This window comes from Williamsia maris (assembly GCF_024171815.1).
GTDB lineage: Bacteria > Actinomycetota > Actinomycetes > Mycobacteriales > Mycobacteriaceae > Williamsia_A > Williamsia_A maris.
Map to the genome: position 1 here is coordinate 779,735 of NZ_JAMTCJ010000001.1, position 21,325 is coordinate 801,059.

A 21,325-nucleotide genomic window follows, 5' to 3' on the forward strand; every position below is an offset into this window, starting at 1 on the left:
ACCGGGACGGTTCGTGGTGCTTCCACCCACATCTAACCGGACCGCGGTCCGATTGTATTCCGGGCCCCGGGAAATTCTTCGAGAATTTTTTACGACGCAGGTCAACGCCACGCGAAGACGGGCTGCTCGAGCTCGTCGACCCGCGTGTGCCGGTCCCGGAGAACCACCTCGGCGAACTGGTAGATGACCGCCGCGGTCGGTGCGTGCACGAGGGAATCGACGATCGGGAGCTGAATCACCGGACGCGGGGACTCGGGGATGGAGATGAACCGCGGCGTGACCGCGACCTCCTGCATCGGGACGAAGAACAGGTGCTCGACCTCGTCGCGACTGGGTGTGGTCTCACGATCGGCGCCGGCCCAGCAGACGATCGGGGTGATCACGTACCCCGATCGGGTCGGGTAGTCGTCGAGGCGGCCGAGAACCTCCGAGCGGTCGACCGCGACCCCGATCTCCTCGTGCAGTTCGCGCAGGGCGGCGGTCTGGACGTCCTCGCCCGGGTCGAGCCGTCCACCGGGCAGCGCGAACTGGCCGGGGTGCTCGCGCATCTTCGACGGGCGCTTGGTGAGCCAGATGCCGTGGGTCCCCTCGACCGACGTCACCGCGACCGCGACCGCTGCCCGCCGGGAGTCGCCCAGAGCGGCGTCGGTGGGCGTGAACGCGTCGAGTCGTGCGGTGATCTGTGCGCGGATGCCGGCGTCGTCGGCGGTCAGATCGATCATCGCTCCACTGTGCAACGCAGGTCGGTGGTCGCGCTCGGCAGGGTGCGTCGCCACAACGGTCGACGGCCCGGTCGGGAAATCGTCCCACCATCGGGCGAGACGTTCCCGAGCGATCTGGAACACGTTATTGTCGGATGACCGCGTGCCGCGCGGATCCCGCCCGCGTGAAAGAGGTCCGATGACGTTCTCCCTTGCCCTCACCGACGATCAGATCCAGTTGCGAGACTGGGCACACGAGTTCGCCGAGAAGGTCATCCGACCGGCCGCCCCGGAGTACGACGAGAGCGAGTCGACGCCGTGGCCGGTGCTGCAGGAGGCCGCGAAGGCTGGCCTGTACAGCTACGAGATCATGGCGTCGCTGCGTGAGGACGAGACCGGACAGAGCTTCCCGATCCTGGTCGAGGAGCTGTTCTGGGGTGACGGCGGCATCGGGCTGTCGATCATGGGCACCGGCCTCGCCGCGGCCGGCATCGCCGCCGCGGGAACCCTCGAGCAGGTCATCGAGTGGGTCCCGCGCTGCTACGGCACCGAGTCCGAGGTGAAGGTGGCCGGGTTCTGCTCGTCGGAGCCCGAGGCCGGCTCCGACGTCGCGAACATGCGCACCACCGCCAAGTACGACGAGGCCGCCGACGAGTGGGTCATCTCCGGCCAGAAGGCCTGGGTCACCAACGGCGGCATCGCCGAGGTCCTCGTCGTGCAGGCCGTCGTCGAGCCCGGGCTGGGCTCACGCGGACAGGCGGCCTTCGTCCTCACCTCCGACACCGCCGGCATCGCGGCACCGTCCAAGCTGCGCAAGCACGGGCTGCGCGCGTCGAACACCGCCGACATCTTCTTCGACGACGTCCGCGTCCCCGGCAGCGCGCTGCTGGGCGGCAAGGAGAAGCTGGACGAGAAGATCGCGCGCGCCAAGGAGGGCAAGAAGACCGGCGGCCAGGCCGCCATGGCGACCTTCGAGCGCACCCGGCCCACCGTGGGCGCGATGGCCGTCGGTATCGCGCGGGCCGCATACGAGTTCGCGTTGGACTACGCCAAGGACCGGGTCGTGTTCGGCAAGCCGATCATCGAGAACCAGGCCATCTCCTTCATGCTGGCCGACATCGCCACGGAGATCGACGCCGCGCGCCTGTTGGTGCGACGCGCGGCGTGGATGGGCGCCTCGGGCCAGCCCTTCGCCGCGGCCGAGGGGTCGATGAGCAAGTTGAAGGCGGGTCGGGTCGCGGTCTGGTCCACCGAGCGTGCGATCCAGATCCTCGGCGGCGTGGGCTACACCCGTGAGTACCCGGTCGAGCGGATGCACCGCGACGCGAAGATCTTCGACATCTTCGAGGGCACCGAGCAGATCCAGCAGCTCGTCATCGCGCGGTCGATCTCGGGTGTGCGCCTGTCGTAGCCGAGTTGTGGCCCGTCGCAGTTCGCCGACATCCCTGCGACCGGAGACGAGGCCGGTGCACGATGGCCGGATGACCGCCGCGCACAGCACGACAGACACACACACGCCCACCCGACGAGCGGTGGTGATCGGTGGGGCGTCGGGTCTGGGACGGGCCATCGCGATCGCCCTCGCGGCCGACGGATGTCGGATCACGGTGGCCGACCGGGATCTCGAGGCCGCGACAGCAGTTGCCGATGCCCTCGGCGACGACGGGCACGATGCGCAGCCGGTGGACGTGACCGACGAGGCGTCGGTGGCGGCACTGTTCGACGATCACGAGGCACCCGACGTCGTCGTCAACAGCGCAGGCATCAGCACCTTCGGACTCATCACCGAGCTCGACGCGGAGCAGTTCCGATCCGTGGTCGACGTCAACCTGACCGGCGGGTTCCTGGTGGTGAAACACGCGGGTCGACGACTCGCCGACGGCGGCGCGCTGGTGTCGATCACGTCGCTCAACGCACGCCAACCCGCCGTCGGGATGAGCGCGTACTGCTCGGCCAAGGCCGGGTTGGTGATGCTGACGCAGGTCGGGGCGATGGAACTGGGCGCCCGCGGTATCCGGGTCAACGCGGTGTCCCCCGGTTTCGTACCGACCCCGCTGACCGACCCGGCCACCGCGGTCCCCGGGGTCGTCGACGACTACCTGGCGAACACGCCACTGGGACGCGTCGGCACACCCGAGGACGTGGCGAACGCGGTGGTCTTCCTCTGCTCGGCGAACGCGTCGTGGATGACCGGCGAGGTCATCGACCTCAATGGCGGAGCGCATCTGATGCGCTACCCAGACCTCCACGGGCACATCATGGCGTTGATGGAGCCGCAGTAGGAAAGACGGTGCGGCGATAGGTTGGTCCCCATGACCGACCCCCACCTCGTACTGTCCTACCCCGAGGTCCGCGACTCCGACCTCGACGACTGGCGCTGGCTGGTCGGTGTCCTCCACGCCCGGTTCCGTACCGGCGATCTTGCGACCGGGCTCGAGTTCGCGAGCCTGATCGGCGAGGCCGCCGAGAAGGCCGATCACCATCCCGATCTCGACCTGTCCTACCCGACGGTGCAGGTGCGGTTGGTCAGCCACGACGTCGGCGGGGTCACCAGCCGTGACGTCGACCTCGCCCGCGAGATCAGCGCGATCGCCTCCCGACTCGGGATCGCTGCGGCACCGTCGGAGATCGTCGTGCTCGAGATGGCGCTCGACGTACCGAAAGCCGCCGACGTCCGCGACTTCTGGGCGGCGCTCCTCGATTACCCGGCACCAGACGACGATGACCAGATCGACGATCCGGAGGGTCGACGCACGGCGCTGTGGTTCCAGGACTCGCCGGCCGCGTCCGGCGACGTGCAGCAGCGTTTCCACTACGACGTCATCGTGCCGCCCGAGTCTGCTGCCGACCGGATCGGTGCGGCTCTGGCCGCGGGCGGCACCCTGGTCACCGACCAGTACGCCCCCGCGTTCTGGGTCCTGGCCGACCGCCACGGCAACAAGGCCTGCGTCTGCACATCGGAAGGGCGCGACGAATGACCGTGCACAGCACCACCGCCGACCGCGTGACCACGATCAGCATCGACCGTCCGGAGGTGCGCAACGCCGTCGACCGGTCGACCGCGCAGGCGCTCGCCGAGGCGTTCCGAGCCTTCGACGCCGACCCCGGTGCCGACGTCGCCGTCCTGCACGGTGAGGGTGGGACTTTTTGTGCCGGAGCAGATCTCAAGGCGGTCGGCGCCGGGGACGGTAACCGGGTGGCCGTCGACGGTGACGGTCCGATGGGGATCTCGCGGTTGCGGCAGTCGAAGCCGGTCATCGCCGCGATCACCGGCCACGCCGTGGCCGGCGGTCTCGAACTGGCGCTGTGGGCCGACCTCCGCGTGGCCGAGGAGGGCGCGGTGCTCGGCGTGTTCTGCCGACGCTGGGGCGTCCCCCTGATCGACGGCGGGACCGTCCGCCTGCCGCGGTTGATCGGCGAGAGCCGCGCCATGGACCTGATCCTCACGGGCCGCCCGGTGCAGGCGCAGGAGGCCTTCGACATCGGACTGGTCAACCGTCTCGCCCCTGCGGGAGAAGCGATCTCGGCTGCGCAGCAACTCGCGAGGGAGCTCACCGCGTTCCCGCAGCTGTGCATGCGCGGTGACCGCATGTCGATGCTCGAGCAGCACGGTCTCACCGAGGAGCAGGCCATGCTCAACGAGCTTCGCCACGGCGCGACATCGCTGACCCACGAGACCATCGAAGGGGCAACGCGTTTCGCCGACGGTGCCGGGCGGCACGGTCGGTTCGCCTGATCGAGAAGCGCAACGACGAACGCCGGGAGTGCGGCAAGCACTCCCGGCGTCCGTGTCATACTGCGGGGCGGATCAGCCGATGATGAACCCGTTGGGTCGGCAGACCAGCGGCGTCTTGCCACCGTCGAGGGCGCGCTTGATCAGCGACACCGCACGCGGTGAGTAGGACATCGACACGTGATCGGACTGGTCGAGCGGGCACAGGTCCTGCAGCGTGATGTTCTTGACCGTCGCGCCCGGGCCGGCCGTCAGGAAGGTCGACTGGGACGGGGTGGTCACCTCGTCACGCAGGGTGCGGATGACCGTGTAGTCGACCCCGGGCACCGTGTCGCCACCGGCGTTGACCGCGTTGATGACGTCGGATCCGACGACCTGCTGGATGCCGGACACACCGACGGGCAGCTGCGCGAGGCTGAGGACGTCGATCCCCAGGTTGTTGATCGCACGCCCCAGGTTGCCGATGCCGTCAAGGGTGGTGCCGTGGTGCGTGGCGCCGAGCGTGATCAGCTTCTGGACCTTGGTGGCCCCACCGTTGAACTTCATGTACTGCCGGGCCAACAGGCCGCCCTGCGAGTGTCCGACGATGTCGACCTTCGAGGCCCCGGTCTTCGACAGGACGCTGTCGATGAAGGCCTGCAGCTGGCCACCCGAGCGGGGGATGTCACCGGTGCCGTTGGCGCCGGGGATCAGCGAGATGATGCCGCCACCGCTCTGGATGTTGGTGATGCCGTAGTTGAACGTGTACGTGCAGTATCCGGCGTTGGTCAGCTCGGGCGAGATCATCGCGAAGTTGTCGTAGGCACTCTCCCAGGTGCCGTGGACCATCACGATGGGGCGATCGCCCTGACGCACCTTGCAGTTGTAGTTGTTGGCGCCGGGAGGGGCGACGTCGGGATGCGTGGCCGAGTACGCGAACGCCGGGATGAACCGGGTCTGCGCCGGTCCGACTCCGGAGGTCTCCCTCGACGTGCTGTTGGTTCCAGCGGGCAGCGAGACCGGGCCGGATGCGGCGGCCGCGTTGGGCGTGACCGAACGCTGGTTCGCGGTCGCGCCGGCGGCGGGCGCCTTGACACCGGCCTTGATGTTGGCGGTGAGCTGATCAACCGACGGCGCAGCGGTGGCGGGTCCGGCGAGAGCGAGTGCCAGCCCGGCCGCGGCCAGGACCGACGCGCAACTCACCGACGCGCGGCGAAGCGAAGACGACTTCATGGGTATGCCTTTCACAGGTCATGTGTTCAACGGCGTCACGCAGCCATTCCGCGGTCCGCTGCCCGCAAACTAACTTCGCCTCGCTCATGACCGGTAGACCTTCGGCCACATTCGTGTGATCTCACCCACAAAAACCGGCAAACTTGTCGCGCAGCACAGTCGTTCCGGCGGAAATCCTCAACGCCTGTTGTCAACGCGGAGCAACTGGTTCACCCGATAATCGAGCAGTTCTCGCATGACCAACGAGGTGCTGGTGCGCTTGACCCCTTTGATGTCGAGGATCCGGCCGGCGATCCGATACAGGTCGTCGCCGTCCCGGGCGACCACCTGGATCAACAGATCCGCGCCGCCGCTGAGCCCGACGACCTCGGTGACCTCGTCGATGTCGGCGAGCGCCGCGGCCACGGCACCCAGACGACGCTGCTTGACGTTGGTCATGACGAACGCCCGCAGCGGATAACCCAACGCCCCCGGGTCGATCCGTCGCTCGAAGGGCAGCACCGCACCCGAGCGGTCCAGCTTGTTGAGGTGCGCCTGGGCGGTGTTGCGCGAGACCCCGACCTTCTCGGCGAGGGCGATGGTCGTGCCCCGCGGGTCCTCGGACAACGCGAGCAGCAGCCGCACGTCGACCCCGTCGACGGACGATCCGACGGGCACAGTGCGCACTTCTGCTGCATCATCCGGGCCAGAAGTTGTCATACTGCGCAACTCTACGTCGGTTGATTGCGCACACTTGTCGAGCGTGCTGCACTCGATGGGACAGTGTGCCCAACGAATCGGCCGACAGCGCGACATGTCCGGGCCGCAGGCAGGAGTCGTGACATGAGCACCACCGCGTCCGAATCCGTGGCCGCCCCCCTCGGCGACGACGGCGACCCGCTCGACGAGATCGCCCGGCACGTGCTGTGGCTCTCGACCGCGATCATCCACCACGCGAACGTGATCCGGCCGAATCCGACCGGTCTGAAGGTGGGCGGTCACCAGGCGTCCTGCGCGTCGATGGTCACGATCATGACCTCGCTGTGGTTCGAGCAGCTGACGAACGGTGACCGGGTGTCGGTGAAGCCGCACGCGTCGCCGGTGCTGCACGCCATCAACTACCTGCTCGGCAGTCTCGACGAGAAGCACCTGACCACCCTGCGCGAGTTCGGAGGTCTGCAGAGCTATCCCAGCCGCGCCAAGGACCCCGATCCGGTCGACTACTCGACGGGGTCGGTGGGCATCGGTGCCACCGCACCGATCTGGGGTGCCTTCGCCCGCCGCTACGTCGACACCGCCCTGGGCACCACCGGACGCGGCCGGCAGTACTCGCTGGTCGGCGACGCCGAGTTGGACGAGGGCGCGGTGTGGGAGGCCATTCTGGACACGTCGGTGTCCGAACTCGGCGAGATCGTCTGGATCGTCGATCTCAACCGACAGTCGCTCGACCGGGTCGTGCCGAACATCGCACCCGGACGTCTGTCGGCGATGTTCTCCGCCGCCGGTTGGCAGGTCATCACCGTCACTTTCGGCAAGCACCTCGAGGCGCTGTTCGAACGTCCCGGCGGACCGGCGCTGCGGACGCGAATCCTCGACATGCCGAACGCCGAATATCAACGGCTGCTGCGCTGTTCGCCCGACGAGATCCGACTGCGTCTGCCCGGCGACGGTCCCGGGGCGTCCGACGTGGCGCGTGTGATCGCCGACCTGGACGACGCCGAACTCGTCCGCGCCATCTCCAACCTCGGCGGCCACGACCTCGACGCCCTCCGGGCCGCCTACGCGCAGATCGACGACACCCGCCCGACGGTGATCATCGCCTACACGATCAAGGGCCGGGGACTGCCGACCCAGGGACATCCGCAGAACCACTCGTCGCTGCTGACCGTCGAGCAGTTCGACCAGCTGGCCACCGACCTCGGCATGGACGCGACGTCGCCCTGGCACCGGTTCGACGACGAGACACCGTCGGGACAGCTGTGTGCGGCGACGGCCCGGCGACTGCACCGCGAGCCGATCGATCACGTCGCCCCACCGACCGTTCCCACCGACATCGGCCGCAAACCGCCTGCGACCTCGACGACGCAGGCGGCCCTCGGACGAACCCTGCTCGACCTCACCCGCGACGCACCGGAGGTCGCCGCGCGCGTCGTCACCTGCAGCCCGGACGTCAGTTCGACGACCAACCTCGCCGGATGGCTCAACAAGGTCGGGGTGTGGTCCACCGGCGAGCGTCGCAACTGGTTCGACGACGACGGCGAGACGATCATGCACTGGCGGGAGCGGCCGTCGGGACAGCACATGGAACTCGGCATCGCCGAGACCAACCTGGTCGGGTTGATCGGTGAGCTCGGCGCCACCTGGAGTCGATGGGGTCAGCCCCTGTTCCCGATCGGCGTCCTCTACGACCCGTTCGTCGAGCGGGCCTTGGAGCCGTGGTCCTACGGCATCTACGCGGGCGGACAGTCGATCCTCGTCGGCACCCCCGCCGGCGTCACCCTGGCCGCCGAGGGCGGTGCACACCAGTCGATCAAGACCCCGTCGATCGGGCTCGAGCAGCCCGGATGCACCAGCTACGAGCCCGCTTTCGCCGTCGAGGTGGAGTGGACGCTGCTGGCGTCGATGGCCCGCCTCGGGCGGCCCGACGGCCGCTCGGCCTATCTGCGACTGTCGACGCGCCCGGTGCAGCAGTCGCTTGCCGACGTGCCCACCGATCCCGCCGCGCGTGAACGCCGTCGCCGTCAGGTGGTCGCGGGTGCGTACACCCTGCGATCGTGCGCCGAACCCGACGTCACGATCGTCGCGATGGGTGCGATGGTCACCGAGGCGCTCGAGGCTGCTGACCGGCTCACCGATCTCGACATCGCCGCCGAGGTCGTCTGCGTCACCAGCGCGGGGCTGCTGTTCGAGGCGCTGCAGGCGCGCAGCGGTCACGGTGACGCCGAGTCGTGGATCCTCGACCAGGTCTTCCCGGCCCACCGGGCTGCCCCGATGGTCACCGTCCTCGACGGTCACCCACACACGTTGACGTTCCTCTCGACGATCAACCGGGTGCACACCGCGGCCCTGGGCGTCAGCACCTTCGGACAGGTCGGCGCCCTGCCCGACGTGTACCGGCTGCACGGGATCGACACCGATTCCATCGTCCGTTCCGCGCTCGACCTGACCAGCTGACGCCGAGGGGTCACCAGCGTCGGTTCGACCGCTTGGACGCGCACGAGATACAGAGGCGGGCCGCGGGCAGTGCTTCGAGACGCGCCTCGGCGATGTCGCCACCGCAGTTCTCGCACCGCCCGTAGGTCTGCGCGTCGACGCGTAGCAGGGCGGCGTCGACCTCGGCGATCCGGACCCTCGACCGCTCGATCTGAGCGACCAACTGTCCGCGCTCGAAGGCCAGGGTGGAGCCTTCCGGGTCGTGTTCGTCGTCCGAACTGGCGTCGGCGCCGGCATCGACAACGCTGCTCAGACGGGCCGTCATCGTGGTCAGCAGCGCCTGCGTCTCCGCGCGTTCGTCGGCGAGGGCGGCACGTGCCCGGTCGCGGTCCATCCGACGATGCTACGCAAACATGCTGGTCACAGGTCATGCCCAGCGGGCTCTTGAGGTTTTCTCAAGATTCGACGGCATCATGTGGGTGTACCGAACGAACGTCCAGGACAGCGAGGCCCATGCACACCATCATCGTGATCTGCGCCGTCGTGATCGCCGTCTGGTGCGTCGCAGCCTGCGTCGTCGCCGTGGTGGTCGCGCGGTCCATCCGGATCGCCGATCAACGGATGCTCGACGAGTCCCACCACTCCGAGGAGATCAGCGAGCACACCGGCGAGATCAGGCGACGTGGAACGACCTCTTCGACAACCCGCCGAAGATGAACCCGTCGATCGCCGTGGTGACCGGCGTGGTCGGGTCGGTGGCCGCTCCGAGCGTGACGAACAGCGGTGTGAAGTGTTCGACGGTGGGATGGGCGAAGCGCAGTCCCGGGGCTCGGGTGGAGAACCGGGCGAGTTCGTCGACGTCGCCGCGGTCGAGTGCATCGGCGGCCCAGGTGTCGAAATCCGATGACCATGCCGGGACGACGTCGGGACGCCGCCAATCGATGTACGGCAGCCCGTGGGTCATGAAGCCGGACCCCATCACCAGCACGCCCTGCTCGCGCAGCCCACGCAGACGGGCGCCCAGCGCCAGCAGTCGCGTCGGGTCCGACGTCGGCAGGCTGAGTTGCAGCACGGGGATGTCGGCGTCGGGGTACATGACCTTCAGTGGCAGCCAGGCGCCGTGGTCGAGACCGCGGTCGCGGTGCTCGTGGACGTGCACGGTGTCGGGCAGCGCGTCGAGCACCAACTGCGCCAGCGGTCCGGAATCCGGTGTGTCGTAGCGCATCCGGTAGTACATGGGATCGAAACCGCCGAAGTCGTAGACCAATTCGGTGGGGACCGTGCTGGTGATCCCGATGCTGTCGGACTCCCAGTGGGCGCTGACGATCAGGATGGCCCGTGGCGTCGGCATCGTGGAGGCCCAGTCGTGCATCTGACGCATCCACGCGGCATCGGTGAAGGTCGGCGGGGCACCGTGGCTGATGTAGAGGGCGGGCAGGACGCCGTCGTCGGTGGTCCACGTCCGCCGCGGTGAACGCGCCTGTGAACGCGCGTGGTGCTCGAGGTGCCGGGCGAACGGGTGGGACGCCGAGACGAGTGCGTCGGCGGCCGCGGTCGAGGTGGTCATGGTCGTTCCAATCACTTCACGATGCAAGTTATTCCGGCGGGTGCCGGGTAGCCCTGACGTAGGCTGCCGACATGGCCGCTTCCCGCCCCAGCCGCTCCTCGGACCGCTCCGAGCCCCTCGCCGACGACACCCGTTGGCTCGACGAGGACGAGTTGGCGACGTGGATGGCGGTCACCGGGATGATGGTCCGACTCCCCGCGCTGCTCGATCGACAACTGCAACGCGATTCCGGGTTGACGCACTTCGAGTACCAGGTGTTGGCCGGGTTGTCCCAGGCGCCCGACCGGACGATGCGCATGAGCACACTCGCGGAGTTCACCGAGGGCCAGCTTCCCCGGTTGTCTCAGGTGGCGGCTCGAATGGAGAAGCGCGAGTGGCTCACTCGTCGCCCGGACCCGACCGACGGCCGGTACACCCTCGCCGAGTTGACGGCCACCGGTATGGAGGTGTTGGTCGACAGCGCGCCCGGACACGTCGCCATCGTCCGCCGGCTCATCTTCGACTCGCTGACGCAGGCGCAGATCCGCCAACTCCGCGAGATCGGTCACCGCATCGGGGCCGCGATGAGCACCGACCCCGATGCGTGAGTCGTAGCGGTCAGGACACCGACACAGGCGATGTCGCCGCGTTGCGGTCGGAGGCGACCCACGGAAGGCGCGAGCCCAGGACACCGTCGACGCTGAACTTCCCGGCCCCGACGGCTGCGATCAGCAGCGATCCCGCACCGAGTGCGAGCACGAACTCGTATCCGCCGTCGGCGACCCAGATGCCGTTGCCGGCGTGGGCGATGAAGTACGCACCGACCATGTCCAAGAACAGGAGGAGCCCCACGATCGGGGTGAGAACGCCTGCGATGAGGGCGATTCCGCCGAGGATCTCGATCCAGGTCGCGAGGAACGCCGAGACACCGGGCACCGGGGCCCCCATGCCGTCGAAGGCGGCCTTCGTCCCCGAGTAGCCCCACACGTTCAGCTTCTGCAGACCGTGTGCGAGGAACACGACGCCGAGGCCGACGCGTGCGAGCAGGGAGGCGATGTCGCGGGGAAGGGTGGAGTTCATCGTGGAGCCTTTCGTCAGGACACGCGAGGCCGGCGCGGCACGATGCCACGAGTCGCCGGGTATTGCTTCAAGCGTGAACTGAAACCTACAGTCGATGACTTCACGACGCAAGTGATGCGCGGGCTGAGCTACTGCCCCATCCAGATCCGACGCCGACACACCTCGATCATCGACGCGACCACGGGGGCGGGCAGATCCCCGGGCGGGTGGGTGCTGAGAAGCTGTAGGAGTTCGGTGAAGAACCGGTCGGAGGTCCATCCGAACTCGACCATGATGTCCTCGGCGGGTCCTCCGCCGTAGGCCGACCATCGCCGACCGAACGCGAGCACCGCTGCTGCGGACACCACCGGGGCGGACGTGTCCGACGTCGCCATCACTGCACTCGATCTGCCACGGCTCATGGAAGAAGTACACGCCATCCGCGTCTACAGCTGATGTCTCGCAGGTGAACACTGTGTCGCACGCCGTGGCCGGCGATTACCCTCGGGCACATGGACCGCGACCGCGACACCGACGGTCGACCGCGGAACGCACGTCCCCGCGACGGGCTGGGTCGGCCACTCCCCTACGGCGACGAGGGCGAACCGAGACAACCCGAGGGTGTGGTCCGCACTCCGGACGAGACGATCACCCAGGCGCAGGACCTGTTGGATCGCGGCCGGCCGTTCCACGCCCACGAGGTGTTCGAGGACGCGTGGAAGTCGGCGCGTGATCGGGGTGAGCCCGACGAAGAGCTGTGGAAGAGCCTGGCGCAGTTGGCTGTCGGGTGTACCCACCGACTGCGCGGACGGCCCGTCGGGGCCGACCGACTGCTGGCACGAGCCGTGCTGGGACTCACCCCGTACGCCGCGACCGCCCCACACGGCATCGACATCGACGCTCTGCTCCGGTGGGCGGACACCCCGGACGACGGCCCGATGCCCCCGCTGCGGCGGGAGACACAGAAAAGCTCGCCGCCACCGAGGTGACGACGAGCTGTCCTGCGACGGTGTGTCGGGTCAGTTGACCCCGACGATGTCCTTGGCGATGGACGCGAGCTGCGTCTGCGCTGCGGAGACGATCCCGGTGCGGTTCTTGTGCGCCTCTTCGTAGCTCACGACGAGACGGATGTCGGAAGGCTGGTCGAGCTCCTTGACGGCCGCGACCGCACTTGACACGTTGAGCGCGTCATAGTCGGCAATCGGCAGATCCTCGGACGCAACCGTTCCGGTGGACTCACGGATCTCGTGCAGCGAGTCGGCCAGTCCGGGGGCACCACTGTCGCGAGCGGCGGTCTCGGCGGCCTCGAGGGCCGCGTCACGACCGGCAACCAGGGTCTTGGCAGCGGTGTCACCCGCGTCCTCGGCCTGCTTGCGCCATTCGGTGAGGGTCTGGGCCGCGGTGTCGCCGGCGTCCTCAGCCTGCTTGCGCCATCCGGTGAGGAGACTCGGCACCTGGCGGGCGGTGTCGATGACCCGATCGGCTCCGTGGGCGACGACGACGGTCGGCGCTGTGGCCGCACGTGCCGCAACGCCGCTGATCCACTGCACCGGCGTGCGACGCAGCGCGACGGGGCCACCGAGTCCCTCCTCGGCCAAGACGATGGTCAGCCACTCGACCGTCGCGGTGTGCGCGGTGATGAGACGGTCCGCCAGCGCGACGACACCGTTCTCGTTGACGGCGGTGGCCAATGCCTTGATGTAGCGCGACCGGTCGAGCAGCTGGTGCTCGAGGGCGAGGTCGCCGAGCAGCGCCTCGTCGAGCGGTTGCGCCTGCTCGAAGAAGGTCTTCCCGAGGGCAGCGGTACGGCCGACCAGCGGGCTGATGAGGGCGGGCAATCCGCCCAGGCCGCGCAGTGTCTCGTCGATCGCGACGGCACGGATACGCCCGTTCTCGGCGTTCTTGGTGAGTTCTTCGCGGACGGCCTCGGTACGGGCCTGTGCGACGCGGGTCTGTGCGACCTGGATCTCGGTGTTGGTCAGCGTGAGCACGGTGCGCAGTTGCTGACGGAGTCCTGAGGTTGATGCAGTCATGTGAAACCTTTCGGTCGATGTTCTCTCGGCGATGGCTTCGCTTTCTCTTCCATCGTGACGACCGGAGTTCGATCTGGGAACCACCTAGCGGTATTACCAGCAGTTCTGATCGAAAAGGCGCTCTCCACCAGCGCTTTACATGCGCGGTGCGATACATCACTAGCCAGGCGAATCAGGCTGCGGCGGAATAGTGCGGACCCGTCAGACGTCGTAGGGGTATGACCTCGAGCACAGACGCGAACACATCCACAGACTCCGCACGGACCTTCCTCCTCGGTGGTGACCTGGAGATCAACCGTCTCGGTTTCGGGACGATGCAACTGCCCGGCGAGGGCGTCTGGGGTGACCCCGACGACCGTCCGGCCGCACTGAAGGTGATCAGCCGCGCCGCCGAACTGGGCGTCAACTTCTTCGACACGGCCGACAGCTACGGCCCCGACGTGGCCGAGAACCTGCTGTTCGAGGCCCTGCACCCGTACGCAGACGACATCGTCATCGCGACCAAAGCCGGCCTCACCCGTCAGGGCCCCGGCGAGTGGACACCGGTCGGACGGCCCGCCTACCTGCGTCAGCAGGCCGAACTGAGCCTGCGAAAGCTCGGAGTGGACCGCATCGACCTGTTCCAGCTGCACCGCATCGATCCCGATGTCGCTCTCGAGGACCAGGTCGGTGAGCTGAAGAAGCTGCAGGGACGAGGGCAAGATCCGGCACATCGGACTGAGCCAGGTATCGGTCGACGAGGCTAAGGCCGCACAGAAGGTCGCGACGATCGCCTCGGTACAGAACCTCTACAACCTCACCGATCGGTCGTCGGAGGACCTGCTCGACTGGGCCACCGAGAACAATGTCGGGTTCATCCCGTGGTTCCCGCTGGCCACTGGCAAGCTGACCGGCGACGGCAGCCCACTGACGGAACTGGCGAAGCAGCACAAGGTGTCACCGTCGCAGCTCGCGCTGGCGTGGCTGCTCAAGCGGTCGCCGGTGGTGCTGCCGATCCCCGGTACGTCGAGCGTGGAGCACCTCGAGGACAACCTCGCCGGCGCCACCGTCGAGCTCAGTGACGACGAGTTCGACGAGCTGTCGAAGGTCGGCGCCTGAGTTCTGGCCCACCCACATCGCAACGCCCCGTCCGATCCGGACGGGGCGTTGTGTGTCTGGGGCTCAGGCGTTACGAGACAAGCGGTTTGCCGAGTGGAAGTGGCCGTCCGCCGGTTTCCTCCCACAACGCCGCGGCGTAGTAGTAGACGACGAATGCGACGAACCCGAAGACGAAGACTCCGCCGGCCTGCGTCGCGAGCCGACTGTCGGCCACCGTGCCGATCAGCAGCAGCGCCAACGCGACGTCGACGACCGCCAGGAGCGCGGGATAGGTCCACGGCAGACGCACCAGCAGCACGGTCAGCAACGTGATGGTCACCAGCCAACTGCCCAGCCACAGCGCCGTCGTCTCCTGCGCACCGGAGGACGGGATGCCAAACCAGTTGTGTGTCTGACCGATCGAGAGCACCGCATAGCTGCCGTAGAAACCGAAGAACACCGCGTAGACGGTGGCGTTGACGTTCTGTCGTAGCGCCGCCGCCCAGATCGTCGCCAGCAGCAGGCCGACCGCCGTGGCGGACAACAGGATCGGTACCGCGGCAGCACCGCTGTCGACGATCCCGGTGTTGGTGAAACCGAGTCCGAGTGCGCCCGCGATGATCAGCGGTAGCGCGATGAGACCTGGATTGCCCTCCGGGGTCGCCGCTGCGGCGACCGGGGTCGCGTCGGTCGCGGCCAGAGGGGTCGCCGACACATCGGTGTGTCGGTCAGAGATGGCGGTCATGGGCACCTTTCGAGGGACGTCTGGCCATCATGTCGACCCACGGGCCGCTCACCCAGGTTTGCGATCACTCAGGTGCGAATGATCGATCAACGACCTGGAAAATAGATCGTGCACGATTCAATCGTGTACTATTGATTTCGTGTCCTCCCCACCTCTCGTCTCCGCGTCCGACGACCTGCTGCAACTCGATCGGCAGGTCTGTTTCGCGCTGGCAGTGACCAACCGGACCGTGCTGACGATCTATCGGCCGCTGCTCGAGCCGCTGGGTCTCACCCATCCGCAATACCTGGTGATGCTGGCGCTGTGGGAACAGTCCCCGCGATCGGTGCGGTCCATCGGCGATGTCCTGATGCTCGATTCGGCGACGCTGTCGCCGCTGCTGAAACGACTGGAGAAGGCCGATCTGGTCACCCGCGAGCGGTCGGCCACCGACGAGCGACAGCTCGACATCGAACTGACGTCGGCCGGACGGGCCATGCGGGAGCGCGCACTCGACATCCCGCCGTCGGTCGTGTCGGCCCTCGGGGTGTCGCTCGCGGACCTCGAGGAACTGCGCGCCGTGCTGTGGCGCATCAACGCCGCGGCGCGCGACTCGGCCATCGCATCGACGAAGGACAGCGAATGACCAAGCGCCCGAACGTCGGCCAGTGGATCGCCTACGCCTTCGGCCGACGCCTGCCCGACGACCTGCGCGAGTGGGTTCGCAACGACCTCACCGGGCGACACGCGTTCAGTCGACACCTCGTGCGGGGAATGGTGCCTTTTGTGCCGATCTTCGTGGTGTTCATGCTTTTTCCCGGACCGTGGTGGCTGCGCGCCCAGATGGTTGCGCTCGGCCTGAGTCTCGCGCTGATCTACTCGGCGGCGTACATGGGACAGAACCGGCGACATCGCCTGGAGAAACACGGTCTGGACCCCGAACTCCGGCCGGTGCGTCAGCAGCAGGAGAAGGACGACGACCAGAAGCGCTACGAGGCGATCTATGGAACCGTCCGTCGCACCTCCCCCGGACAGCTGCCCTCCCGTGGCCGGGTCGAGCGCAGACTCGACCGCTGAGATCTCGTCTCACAGCCCCACCGATATTGCTCCGGTGACGACGGCGAAGACCACGTAGAGCAGCGACGCCCCGAGAACCCAGCCGAACGCGAACCGCTGGAACTCCCCGAGATTCGCTTTCACCAGACCGAGGAGGACCCACAGCGGCGCGGACGCCGGTCCGATCGAGTGAGCCATCTGCCCTATCACCGCGGCCCGCGCCATCTCCTCCGGCGGGATGCCGTAGTGCGCGGCCGACTCGGCCAGCACCGGGACGATGCCGAAGAAGTACGCGTCGTTGGCCATGAAGAAACTCATCGGGATCCCGATCACCGCACCGACCACCGGGATCAGCCCGTTCGCACCATCGGGGACCAACGACAGCAGAGCAGTGGCCATGGACTTGGTCATCCCCGATTCCGTGAGGATCCCGGTGAAGACACCGGCGCCCAGGACCAGGATGACCACCGGCACCGCGTTCGCGGCGTGCTTGCGAATGACCTCGCCCTGCTCGGCGGGACGGGGATGGTTGACGACCAACGCGACGACGAAGCCGAGCAGGAACAGCACCGCGAGATCGGCGACGCCGAGGACCAACAACACCAGCAGCGACACGGTGGTGACAGCGTTCATCCACAGCCGCCAATCCCGACCGAGCCGCAGCGCGGTCCGACGCGCTCTCGACACGGTGGCCGTCGCCGCGCCGGGTCCGGGTCTCCCCGTCAGCACGGGTGCACCGGGGCCACGACGGTCGGCGATGATCTCCGCGGCCACCTCCGCGATCCGTGCCGCATCGACACCGCGCCTCGCGATACGGCCGAGAACGTAGGCCAAGACGACGATCGCGCCCGACATCAACAGCATCGCGGGCAGCATGTGCACGAAATAGTCGGTCGCGTCGACACCCAGGACCGATACCGCGCGCGTCGCCGCACCACCCCAGGGGGTCGAGCCGGAGATCGTCCCGAGGGCCATGGTCGAGATCGTCGCGATGACAAGGGGATTGATGCCCAACCTGCGGTAGATGGGGAGGAAGGCCGAGCAGATGATCATGTAGGACGTGGTGCCGTCACCGTCGAGGGCGACCAGCAGCGCCAGTACCGCCGTGCCGACGCAGATCTTGACCGGGTCGCCACCCGAGAGACGGATGATCGCCCTCGACACCGGATCGAACAGACGCGCATCCATCATGATCCCGAAGTACAAGACGGCGAACAGCAGCAGGATTGCGGTCGGGGCCACCGTCGTGATGCCGCTCTCGACCATGGTTGCGAGCTGCGCGCCCTGACCGCTGATCAGCAGCGCGACGATCGGGATGACGATGACGGCGACCAGCGCGGTCGCCCACCCACGGATGACCACGAGCATGAAAGCAGCCAGCGACGCGAACCCCAACACCGCGAGCATGACTCAGACCCGTTCGTCGGCGACGACGTGTGCGACGACAGCGTCGGTGAAGCCGGCGGTGGTCGCGTCTCCGCCGAGGTCGCGAGTGCGAGTGTCCGCACACGCCACCGCGGCATCGACGGCCCCGCGTATCCGGCCCCCCGCGTCGACGAGTCGGGCATCGTCGCGCCTGCCACCCAGCCACTCCAGGAGCATTGCCGCCGAACCGATCAGCGAAGCAGGGTTGGCGATTCCCATTCCGGCGATGTCGGGGGCGGATCCGTGTTGAGCCTGCGCAACGGCGTGATCGTGACCGACGTTGAGCGACGCGGCCAGACCGATGCTGCCGGACAGTTCGGTCGCCTCGTCGGAGAGGATGTCGCCGAACATGTTGGTGGTGACCACGACATCGAACTGCTCGGGACGTCGGATCAGCAGCGCGGCGACGGCATCGACGAGCAGCTCCTCGTACTCGACGTCCGGGAAGTCCGCTCGCACCGCTCGCGCCGCCTCCAAGAAGAGTCCGTCGCTGAGCCGCAGGACGTTCGCCTTGTGCACCGCCGTGACCTTGGACCGTCGGGTACGCGCGAGTTCGAAAGCCCGCCGGACGATGCGCTCGGACCCCTGTCGCGTGACCTTCCGAACGGCCAACGCCAGGTCCTCGGTGGGCATGAACTCGCCGGATCCGGCGAACATGGTGCGATCGGCGTAGAAGCCCTCGGTGTTCTCGCGGACGATGACCAGGTCGAACTCTTTGCCGATGGGCGAGTGCAGAGCCGCGACGGTTCGAGCCGGTCGGATGTTGGCGTAGAGATCCAACGACTTCCGAAGCAGGCCCGACGGATTCACGCCACCCTGTGCCGTCGGCGGGTAGTCGAGATGCGACACCGGTCCGAGCAGTACTCCGTCCGTGCGACGCGCGGCGTCCATGACATCGGCGGGCATGGTGGATCCGGAGGCGTTCAGTGCTTCGAACCCGATGGTGTGTGTCACCGGGTGCCACGCCACCCCGACAGCGCTCAGCGCTGCGTCGACGACCTCGGTCGTGGCCGCGGTGATCTCGGGACCGATCCCGTCGCCCGCGAGAACGACCAGTTCCAGGGCATCCACCCGCGTCGTGTCCGATGTCGGGACGCTGCCGGGCGCCACGGAACGAGGAACTGATTCGAGATGCATTGCCACTCCCTGAACTCACGCTGGACATCGACTGCCGTTGCGATCGATGTGACTCACGACATACACAGTGCCGATCGTCGAGCGTTCAGACCAGAGTTGATCTCTTACATCAGGGTGAAGCAGCATTCACAGGTCTCGTCGATTCGACCATGGGAGCGTCTGCAGCGTCGCCCGCATCGCTTCGCCCGCCGGCGACACTCTCCCGGCCACCGCCCCCAGCAGCACACGGCGATCGGGGAGTTGCCCATTCGTGTCGATTGCATCGACGTCGTCGCGAAGGAACCAGGTGGTCATGACCGGGGCGACGGACAGGCCGAGGCCGGCGGCCACCATGGCCTGCGATTCCATGTAGTCGTTCGCCTCGATCAACACCTGTGGATCAAAACCTGCTGTGCGGCAGGCAGACCGGAAGACCTCGGTGATCGGGTGCCCGTCCGCGCGAACGATCCAGGACTCGTCGGCGAGGTCGGCGAGGTCAACCTGCGCGTCTCCGAACCTGCCCGCCGGCGCCAGCACGACCGTCGGGTCTCGGCCCAGTTCAGCGAACTCGAGACCGTCCTCGACGAGCGCCGCCTCCGGGTAGTCCCACGCCAACGCCAGGTCCACGTCACGCGCGTGCAGCATCTGCCGTAGTCGACGGAGCCTCGACGACCGGATGTGCAGCTCGACGCCCGGATGGTCGGAGCGGAACGTCTCGATGACGCGCGGCAGGAACGACGCCGCGAATGTCGGGAACACCCCGAGGGTGAGCTGTCCCGAGCGCGCTCCGGCCAGGTCGTCGAGTTCCGAACTCAGCGCGCGCAGATTGGTCTCGATGGCGCTCGCGCGAGCGAGGACGATCCGCCCTGCGTCGGTCAACCGGACGCCGCGTGCGTGGCGCTCGAACAGCGTCGTTCCCACCGCGCTCTCGAGTCGCCGAACCTGTTGCGACACCGCCGACGGGGTGTACTGCAGACTCCGAGCGGCGCCGGTCATCGACCCCGTCCTGTCGATCTCGACCAGCAATCGGAGAAGCGCGAGTTCGACGTCCACGTCCTCACACTAGGACGCGTCGAGTCCACATCCGCTTCGTTCGCCCCGGTCGTGCCGCGGCGGTGACGCGTCGATCGGGATCGCTCAGGCTGCGGCGAGCCCCCACTCGCGGGCGATGAGCTCGTGCGAGTGCTTCCTGGACTCGAAATCATGTGTGACGCTGGTGATCACCAGCTCATCGGCACCGGTTACCCGGGCCAACGTCCGCAGACCGTCGACGACCGTGGTGGGCGCGCCCACGAACTGGGTGCGGATCCGATCATCGACCACGGCGCGCTCGGTGTCGCTGAGCGCCGGGGTGGACGCCGGGTCCGGGTACGGCGGAGCACCTGCACCGGAGCGGATCCCGCACACCCAGTGGCCGTACGTCGACGCCAGTTCCTGCGCGGTCGCGTCGTCGTCGGCCGCGACCACGTCGGCCGAGACAACGACGTAGGGCTCGGACAGATCACGCGACGGCACGAACGCCTCGCGGTACGCCTCGACGGCCTCGAGCGTGGTCGCGGGACTGACGTGGTAGTTCGCGACGAACGGCAACCCCCGAGCGCCGGCCACCTGAGCGCTCTGGCCCTTGCTGCTGCCGAACACCCACACCTCGACGTCGGCCTTCTCACCCGGGACCGCCGACAGCGCGACCCCGTCGGCCGAGTACGTCCCCTCCAGCAGCGCCAGGATGTCGTCGACGGCCTCGGTGAAGTCCGGCGGCTCGGCGCCGGTGATCTGCAGTGCGGTCGCGGTCGCCGCGAGCTTGGGCGATCCCAACAGTCCCTCCAACGAGAACGGCTCGGGGATCAACAGTCCGTCCACCTCGTGCTCCGGACTGGGTTCGGGTCGCGGCGGTTTCGGTCCCGACCCGGTCGCCTCCTTGCGTCGCTGCCCCGACCGCCCCAGTCCCAGGTCGAGACGACCGGGGTGCAGGGCGTCGATCGTCCCGAAGGCCTCGACGACCGACACCGGCGTGTGGTGTCCGAGCTGGACCGCGGCCGACCCGACCCGGATCGACGACGTCGCCGCGGCGACCAGACCGATCAACGTGACGGTCGACGAGCTCGCGACCGCGGCGAAGTGGTGCTCGGCCAGCCAGAAACGCCGGTAGCCGAGCGACTCACTCAGCTGGGCCAGCTCGACCGAGCGGCGCAGGGCGGTCGGGGCATCCGAGCCGGCGGTCACCGGCGACAGGTCGAGAACGGAGAGCGGGATCGAACTCATCGACGAAACTCCTCAGACAGTGCACGGCTCGCGTCGGCATCGGCCGGCCGGCCGGTGGGCGACGACGTCGGGGCCGGCCAGACGAACGACGCATCCGGGTTGAGCGCGGCCGCCGCCGACATCAGATCGGTGGGTCGCGGCGCGGAGAACCAAAGGGGTGTGTTCACTGTTCCAGTGAGCACCGGAGCGCTCAGAAAATCGAGAGTTGCGGTCACGCTGATTCTCACTTGTCCGCCCGGGTGACAACCC

24 protein-coding genes and 1 pseudogene are annotated in these 21,325 nt (G+C 67.8%); 11 read left to right on the top strand and 14 right to left on the bottom strand.

Going from position 1 to position 21,325, the window contains the following annotated elements; all coding sequences use genetic code 11:
• Positions 1-101 precede the first annotated feature (101 nt).
• The gene (locus LX13_RS03650) at positions 102-722 is read right to left on the bottom strand and encodes an NUDIX hydrolase (protein ID WP_253659923.1); all 621 of its coding nucleotides are present in this window, start codon (positions 720-722) and stop codon (positions 102-104) included.
• Positions 723-900: 178 nt separating this feature from the next.
• On the opposite strand from LX13_RS03650, the gene LX13_RS03655 reads away from it, so the two are divergent.
• From LX13_RS03655 to LX13_RS03670, 4 genes are all read left to right on the top strand, one after another.
• The gene (locus LX13_RS03655; RefSeq protein ID WP_253659924.1) at positions 901-2,112 is read left to right on the top strand and encodes an acyl-CoA dehydrogenase family protein; all 1,212 of its coding nucleotides are present in this window, start codon (positions 901-903) and stop codon (positions 2,110-2,112) included.
• Positions 2,113-2,182: 70 nt separating this feature from the next.
• Positions 2,183-2,983, top strand: coding sequence for an SDR family NAD(P)-dependent oxidoreductase (locus tag LX13_RS03660; RefSeq protein ID WP_253659925.1), 801 nt, complete (start codon positions 2,183-2,185; stop codon positions 2,981-2,983).
• Positions 2,984-3,013: 30 nt separating this feature from the next.
• Positions 3,014-3,679 carry a 4a-hydroxytetrahydrobiopterin dehydratase gene (locus LX13_RS03665; RefSeq protein ID WP_253659926.1) on the top strand — a complete coding sequence of 222 codons (666 nt, stop codon included), beginning with the start codon at positions 3,014-3,016 and terminating at the stop codon, positions 3,677-3,679.
• Positions 3,676-4,437 carry a crotonase/enoyl-CoA hydratase family protein gene (locus tag LX13_RS03670; RefSeq protein WP_253659927.1) on the top strand — a complete coding sequence of 254 codons (762 nt, stop codon included), beginning with the start codon at positions 3,676-3,678 and terminating at the stop codon, positions 4,435-4,437. Before LX13_RS03665 ends, LX13_RS03670 begins: the two co-directional genes overlap by 4 nt.
• A gap of 72 nt (positions 4,438-4,509) precedes the next feature.
• Here LX13_RS03670 and LX13_RS03675 read toward each other — a convergent pair whose 3' ends face one another.
• Together LX13_RS03675 and LX13_RS03680 are read right to left on the bottom strand one after the other, a co-directional pair.
• Positions 4,510-5,646: an esterase/lipase family protein gene (locus LX13_RS03675; RefSeq protein ID WP_253659928.1), complete on the bottom strand. Its 1,137-nt coding sequence runs from the start codon at positions 5,644-5,646 to the stop codon at positions 4,510-4,512.
• Between the two features lie 177 nt (positions 5,647-5,823).
• Positions 5,824-6,345, bottom strand: coding sequence for an Lrp/AsnC family transcriptional regulator (locus LX13_RS03680; RefSeq protein ID WP_253659929.1), 522 nt, complete (start codon positions 6,343-6,345; stop codon positions 5,824-5,826).
• Positions 6,346-6,468: 123 nt separating this feature from the next.
• Here LX13_RS03680 and LX13_RS03685 point away from each other — a divergent pair, with 123 nt between their 5' ends.
• On the top strand, positions 6,469-8,799 hold the full coding sequence (locus tag LX13_RS03685) for a thiamine pyrophosphate-binding protein (protein WP_253659930.1): 2,331 nt from the start codon (positions 6,469-6,471) through the stop codon (positions 8,797-8,799).
• 10 nt (positions 8,800-8,809) lie between these two features.
• Here LX13_RS03685 and LX13_RS03690 read toward each other — a convergent pair whose 3' ends face one another.
• On the bottom strand, positions 8,810-9,172 hold the full coding sequence (locus LX13_RS03690) for a TraR/DksA family transcriptional regulator (RefSeq protein ID WP_253659931.1): 363 nt from the start codon (positions 9,170-9,172) through the stop codon (positions 8,810-8,812).
• 119 nt (positions 9,173-9,291) lie between these two features.
• Between LX13_RS03690 and LX13_RS03695 the strand changes: the two genes are divergently transcribed.
• The gene (locus tag LX13_RS03695) at positions 9,292-9,495 is read left to right on the top strand and encodes a hypothetical protein (protein ID WP_253659932.1); all 204 of its coding nucleotides are present in this window, start codon (positions 9,292-9,294) and stop codon (positions 9,493-9,495) included.
• Here LX13_RS03695 and LX13_RS03700 read toward each other — a convergent pair.
• A complete protein-coding gene (locus tag LX13_RS03700; RefSeq protein WP_253659933.1) occupies positions 9,452-10,345 on the bottom strand; it encodes a dioxygenase family protein in 894 nt (297 codons plus the stop codon). The two genes, LX13_RS03695 and LX13_RS03700, sit on opposite strands and share 44 nt — an antisense overlap.
• Before the next feature lie 71 nt (positions 10,346-10,416).
• Between LX13_RS03700 and LX13_RS03705 the strand changes: the two genes are divergently transcribed.
• The gene (locus tag LX13_RS03705; RefSeq protein ID WP_253659934.1) at positions 10,417-10,932 is read left to right on the top strand and encodes a MarR family winged helix-turn-helix transcriptional regulator; all 516 of its coding nucleotides are present in this window, start codon (positions 10,417-10,419) and stop codon (positions 10,930-10,932) included.
• A 10-nt stretch (positions 10,933-10,942) separates the two neighbouring features.
• Here the strand turns inward: LX13_RS03705 and LX13_RS03710 are convergent, their stop codons facing one another.
• Both LX13_RS03710 and LX13_RS03715 read right to left on the bottom strand, forming a co-directional pair.
• A complete protein-coding gene (locus tag LX13_RS03710; RefSeq protein ID WP_253659935.1) occupies positions 10,943-11,404 on the bottom strand; it encodes a DoxX family protein in 462 nt (153 codons plus the stop codon).
• A gap of 128 nt (positions 11,405-11,532) precedes the next feature.
• Positions 11,533-11,778, bottom strand: a complete 246-nt coding sequence (locus LX13_RS03715; RefSeq protein WP_253659936.1) for a DUF3263 domain-containing protein — start codon at positions 11,776-11,778, stop codon at positions 11,533-11,535.
• 117 nt (positions 11,779-11,895) lie between these two features.
• On the opposite strand from LX13_RS03715, the gene LX13_RS03720 reads away from it, so the two are divergent.
• Entirely contained in the window at positions 11,896-12,372 is a 477-nt protein-coding gene (locus LX13_RS03720; protein ID WP_253659937.1) for a DUF309 domain-containing protein, read from the top strand.
• Between the two features lie 30 nt (positions 12,373-12,402).
• Here the strand turns inward: LX13_RS03720 and LX13_RS03725 are convergent, their stop codons facing one another.
• On the bottom strand, positions 12,403-13,416 hold the full coding sequence (locus tag LX13_RS03725) for a ferritin-like domain-containing protein (protein ID WP_253659938.1): 1,014 nt from the start codon (positions 13,414-13,416) through the stop codon (positions 12,403-12,405).
• A 218-nt stretch (positions 13,417-13,634) separates the two neighbouring features.
• Between LX13_RS03725 and LX13_RS03730 the strand changes: the two are divergent.
• Positions 13,635-14,514: pseudogene (locus LX13_RS03730) on the top strand (aldo/keto reductase).
• 70 nt (positions 14,515-14,584) lie between these two features.
• Here the strand turns inward: LX13_RS03730 and LX13_RS03735 are convergent.
• Complete coding sequence (locus LX13_RS03735; protein ID WP_253659939.1) at positions 14,585-15,238, bottom strand: GPR1/FUN34/YaaH family transporter; 654 nt, start codon at positions 15,236-15,238, stop codon at positions 14,585-14,587.
• Between the two features lie 139 nt (positions 15,239-15,377).
• On the opposite strand from LX13_RS03735, the gene LX13_RS03740 reads away from it, so the two are divergent.
• Together LX13_RS03740 and LX13_RS03745 are read left to right on the top strand one after the other, a co-directional pair.
• Complete coding sequence (locus tag LX13_RS03740) at positions 15,378-15,863, top strand: MarR family winged helix-turn-helix transcriptional regulator (RefSeq protein WP_253659940.1); 486 nt, start codon at positions 15,378-15,380, stop codon at positions 15,861-15,863.
• Positions 15,860-16,294 carry a DUF5313 family protein gene (locus LX13_RS03745; RefSeq protein ID WP_253659941.1) on the top strand — a complete coding sequence of 145 codons (435 nt, stop codon included), beginning with the start codon at positions 15,860-15,862 and terminating at the stop codon, positions 16,292-16,294. Before LX13_RS03740 ends, LX13_RS03745 begins: the two co-directional genes overlap by 4 nt.
• 9 nt (positions 16,295-16,303) lie before the next feature.
• Here LX13_RS03745 and LX13_RS03750 read toward each other — a convergent pair whose 3' ends face one another.
• From LX13_RS03750 to LX13_RS03770, 5 genes are all read right to left on the bottom strand, one after another.
• Positions 16,304-17,680: a CitMHS family transporter gene (locus tag LX13_RS03750; protein WP_253659942.1), complete on the bottom strand. Its 1,377-nt coding sequence runs from the start codon at positions 17,678-17,680 to the stop codon at positions 16,304-16,306.
• A gap of 3 nt (positions 17,681-17,683) precedes the next feature.
• Positions 17,684-18,835: an isocitrate/isopropylmalate dehydrogenase family protein gene (locus tag LX13_RS03755; RefSeq protein WP_253659943.1), complete on the bottom strand. Its 1,152-nt coding sequence runs from the start codon at positions 18,833-18,835 to the stop codon at positions 17,684-17,686.
• Between the two features lie 126 nt (positions 18,836-18,961).
• Positions 18,962-19,867 (bottom strand): LysR family transcriptional regulator, encoded by a 906-nt coding sequence (locus LX13_RS03760; protein ID WP_253659944.1) that lies wholly within the window; start codon positions 19,865-19,867, stop codon positions 18,962-18,964.
• An 84-nt stretch (positions 19,868-19,951) separates the two neighbouring features.
• The gene (locus LX13_RS03765; RefSeq protein ID WP_253659945.1) at positions 19,952-21,076 is read right to left on the bottom strand and encodes an LLM class flavin-dependent oxidoreductase; all 1,125 of its coding nucleotides are present in this window, start codon (positions 21,074-21,076) and stop codon (positions 19,952-19,954) included.
• Positions 21,073-21,243: a hypothetical protein gene (locus LX13_RS03770; protein WP_253659946.1), complete on the bottom strand. Its 171-nt coding sequence runs from the start codon at positions 21,241-21,243 to the stop codon at positions 21,073-21,075. Before LX13_RS03770 ends, LX13_RS03765 begins: the two co-directional genes overlap by 4 nt.
• Positions 21,244-21,325: the final 82 nt, after the last annotated feature.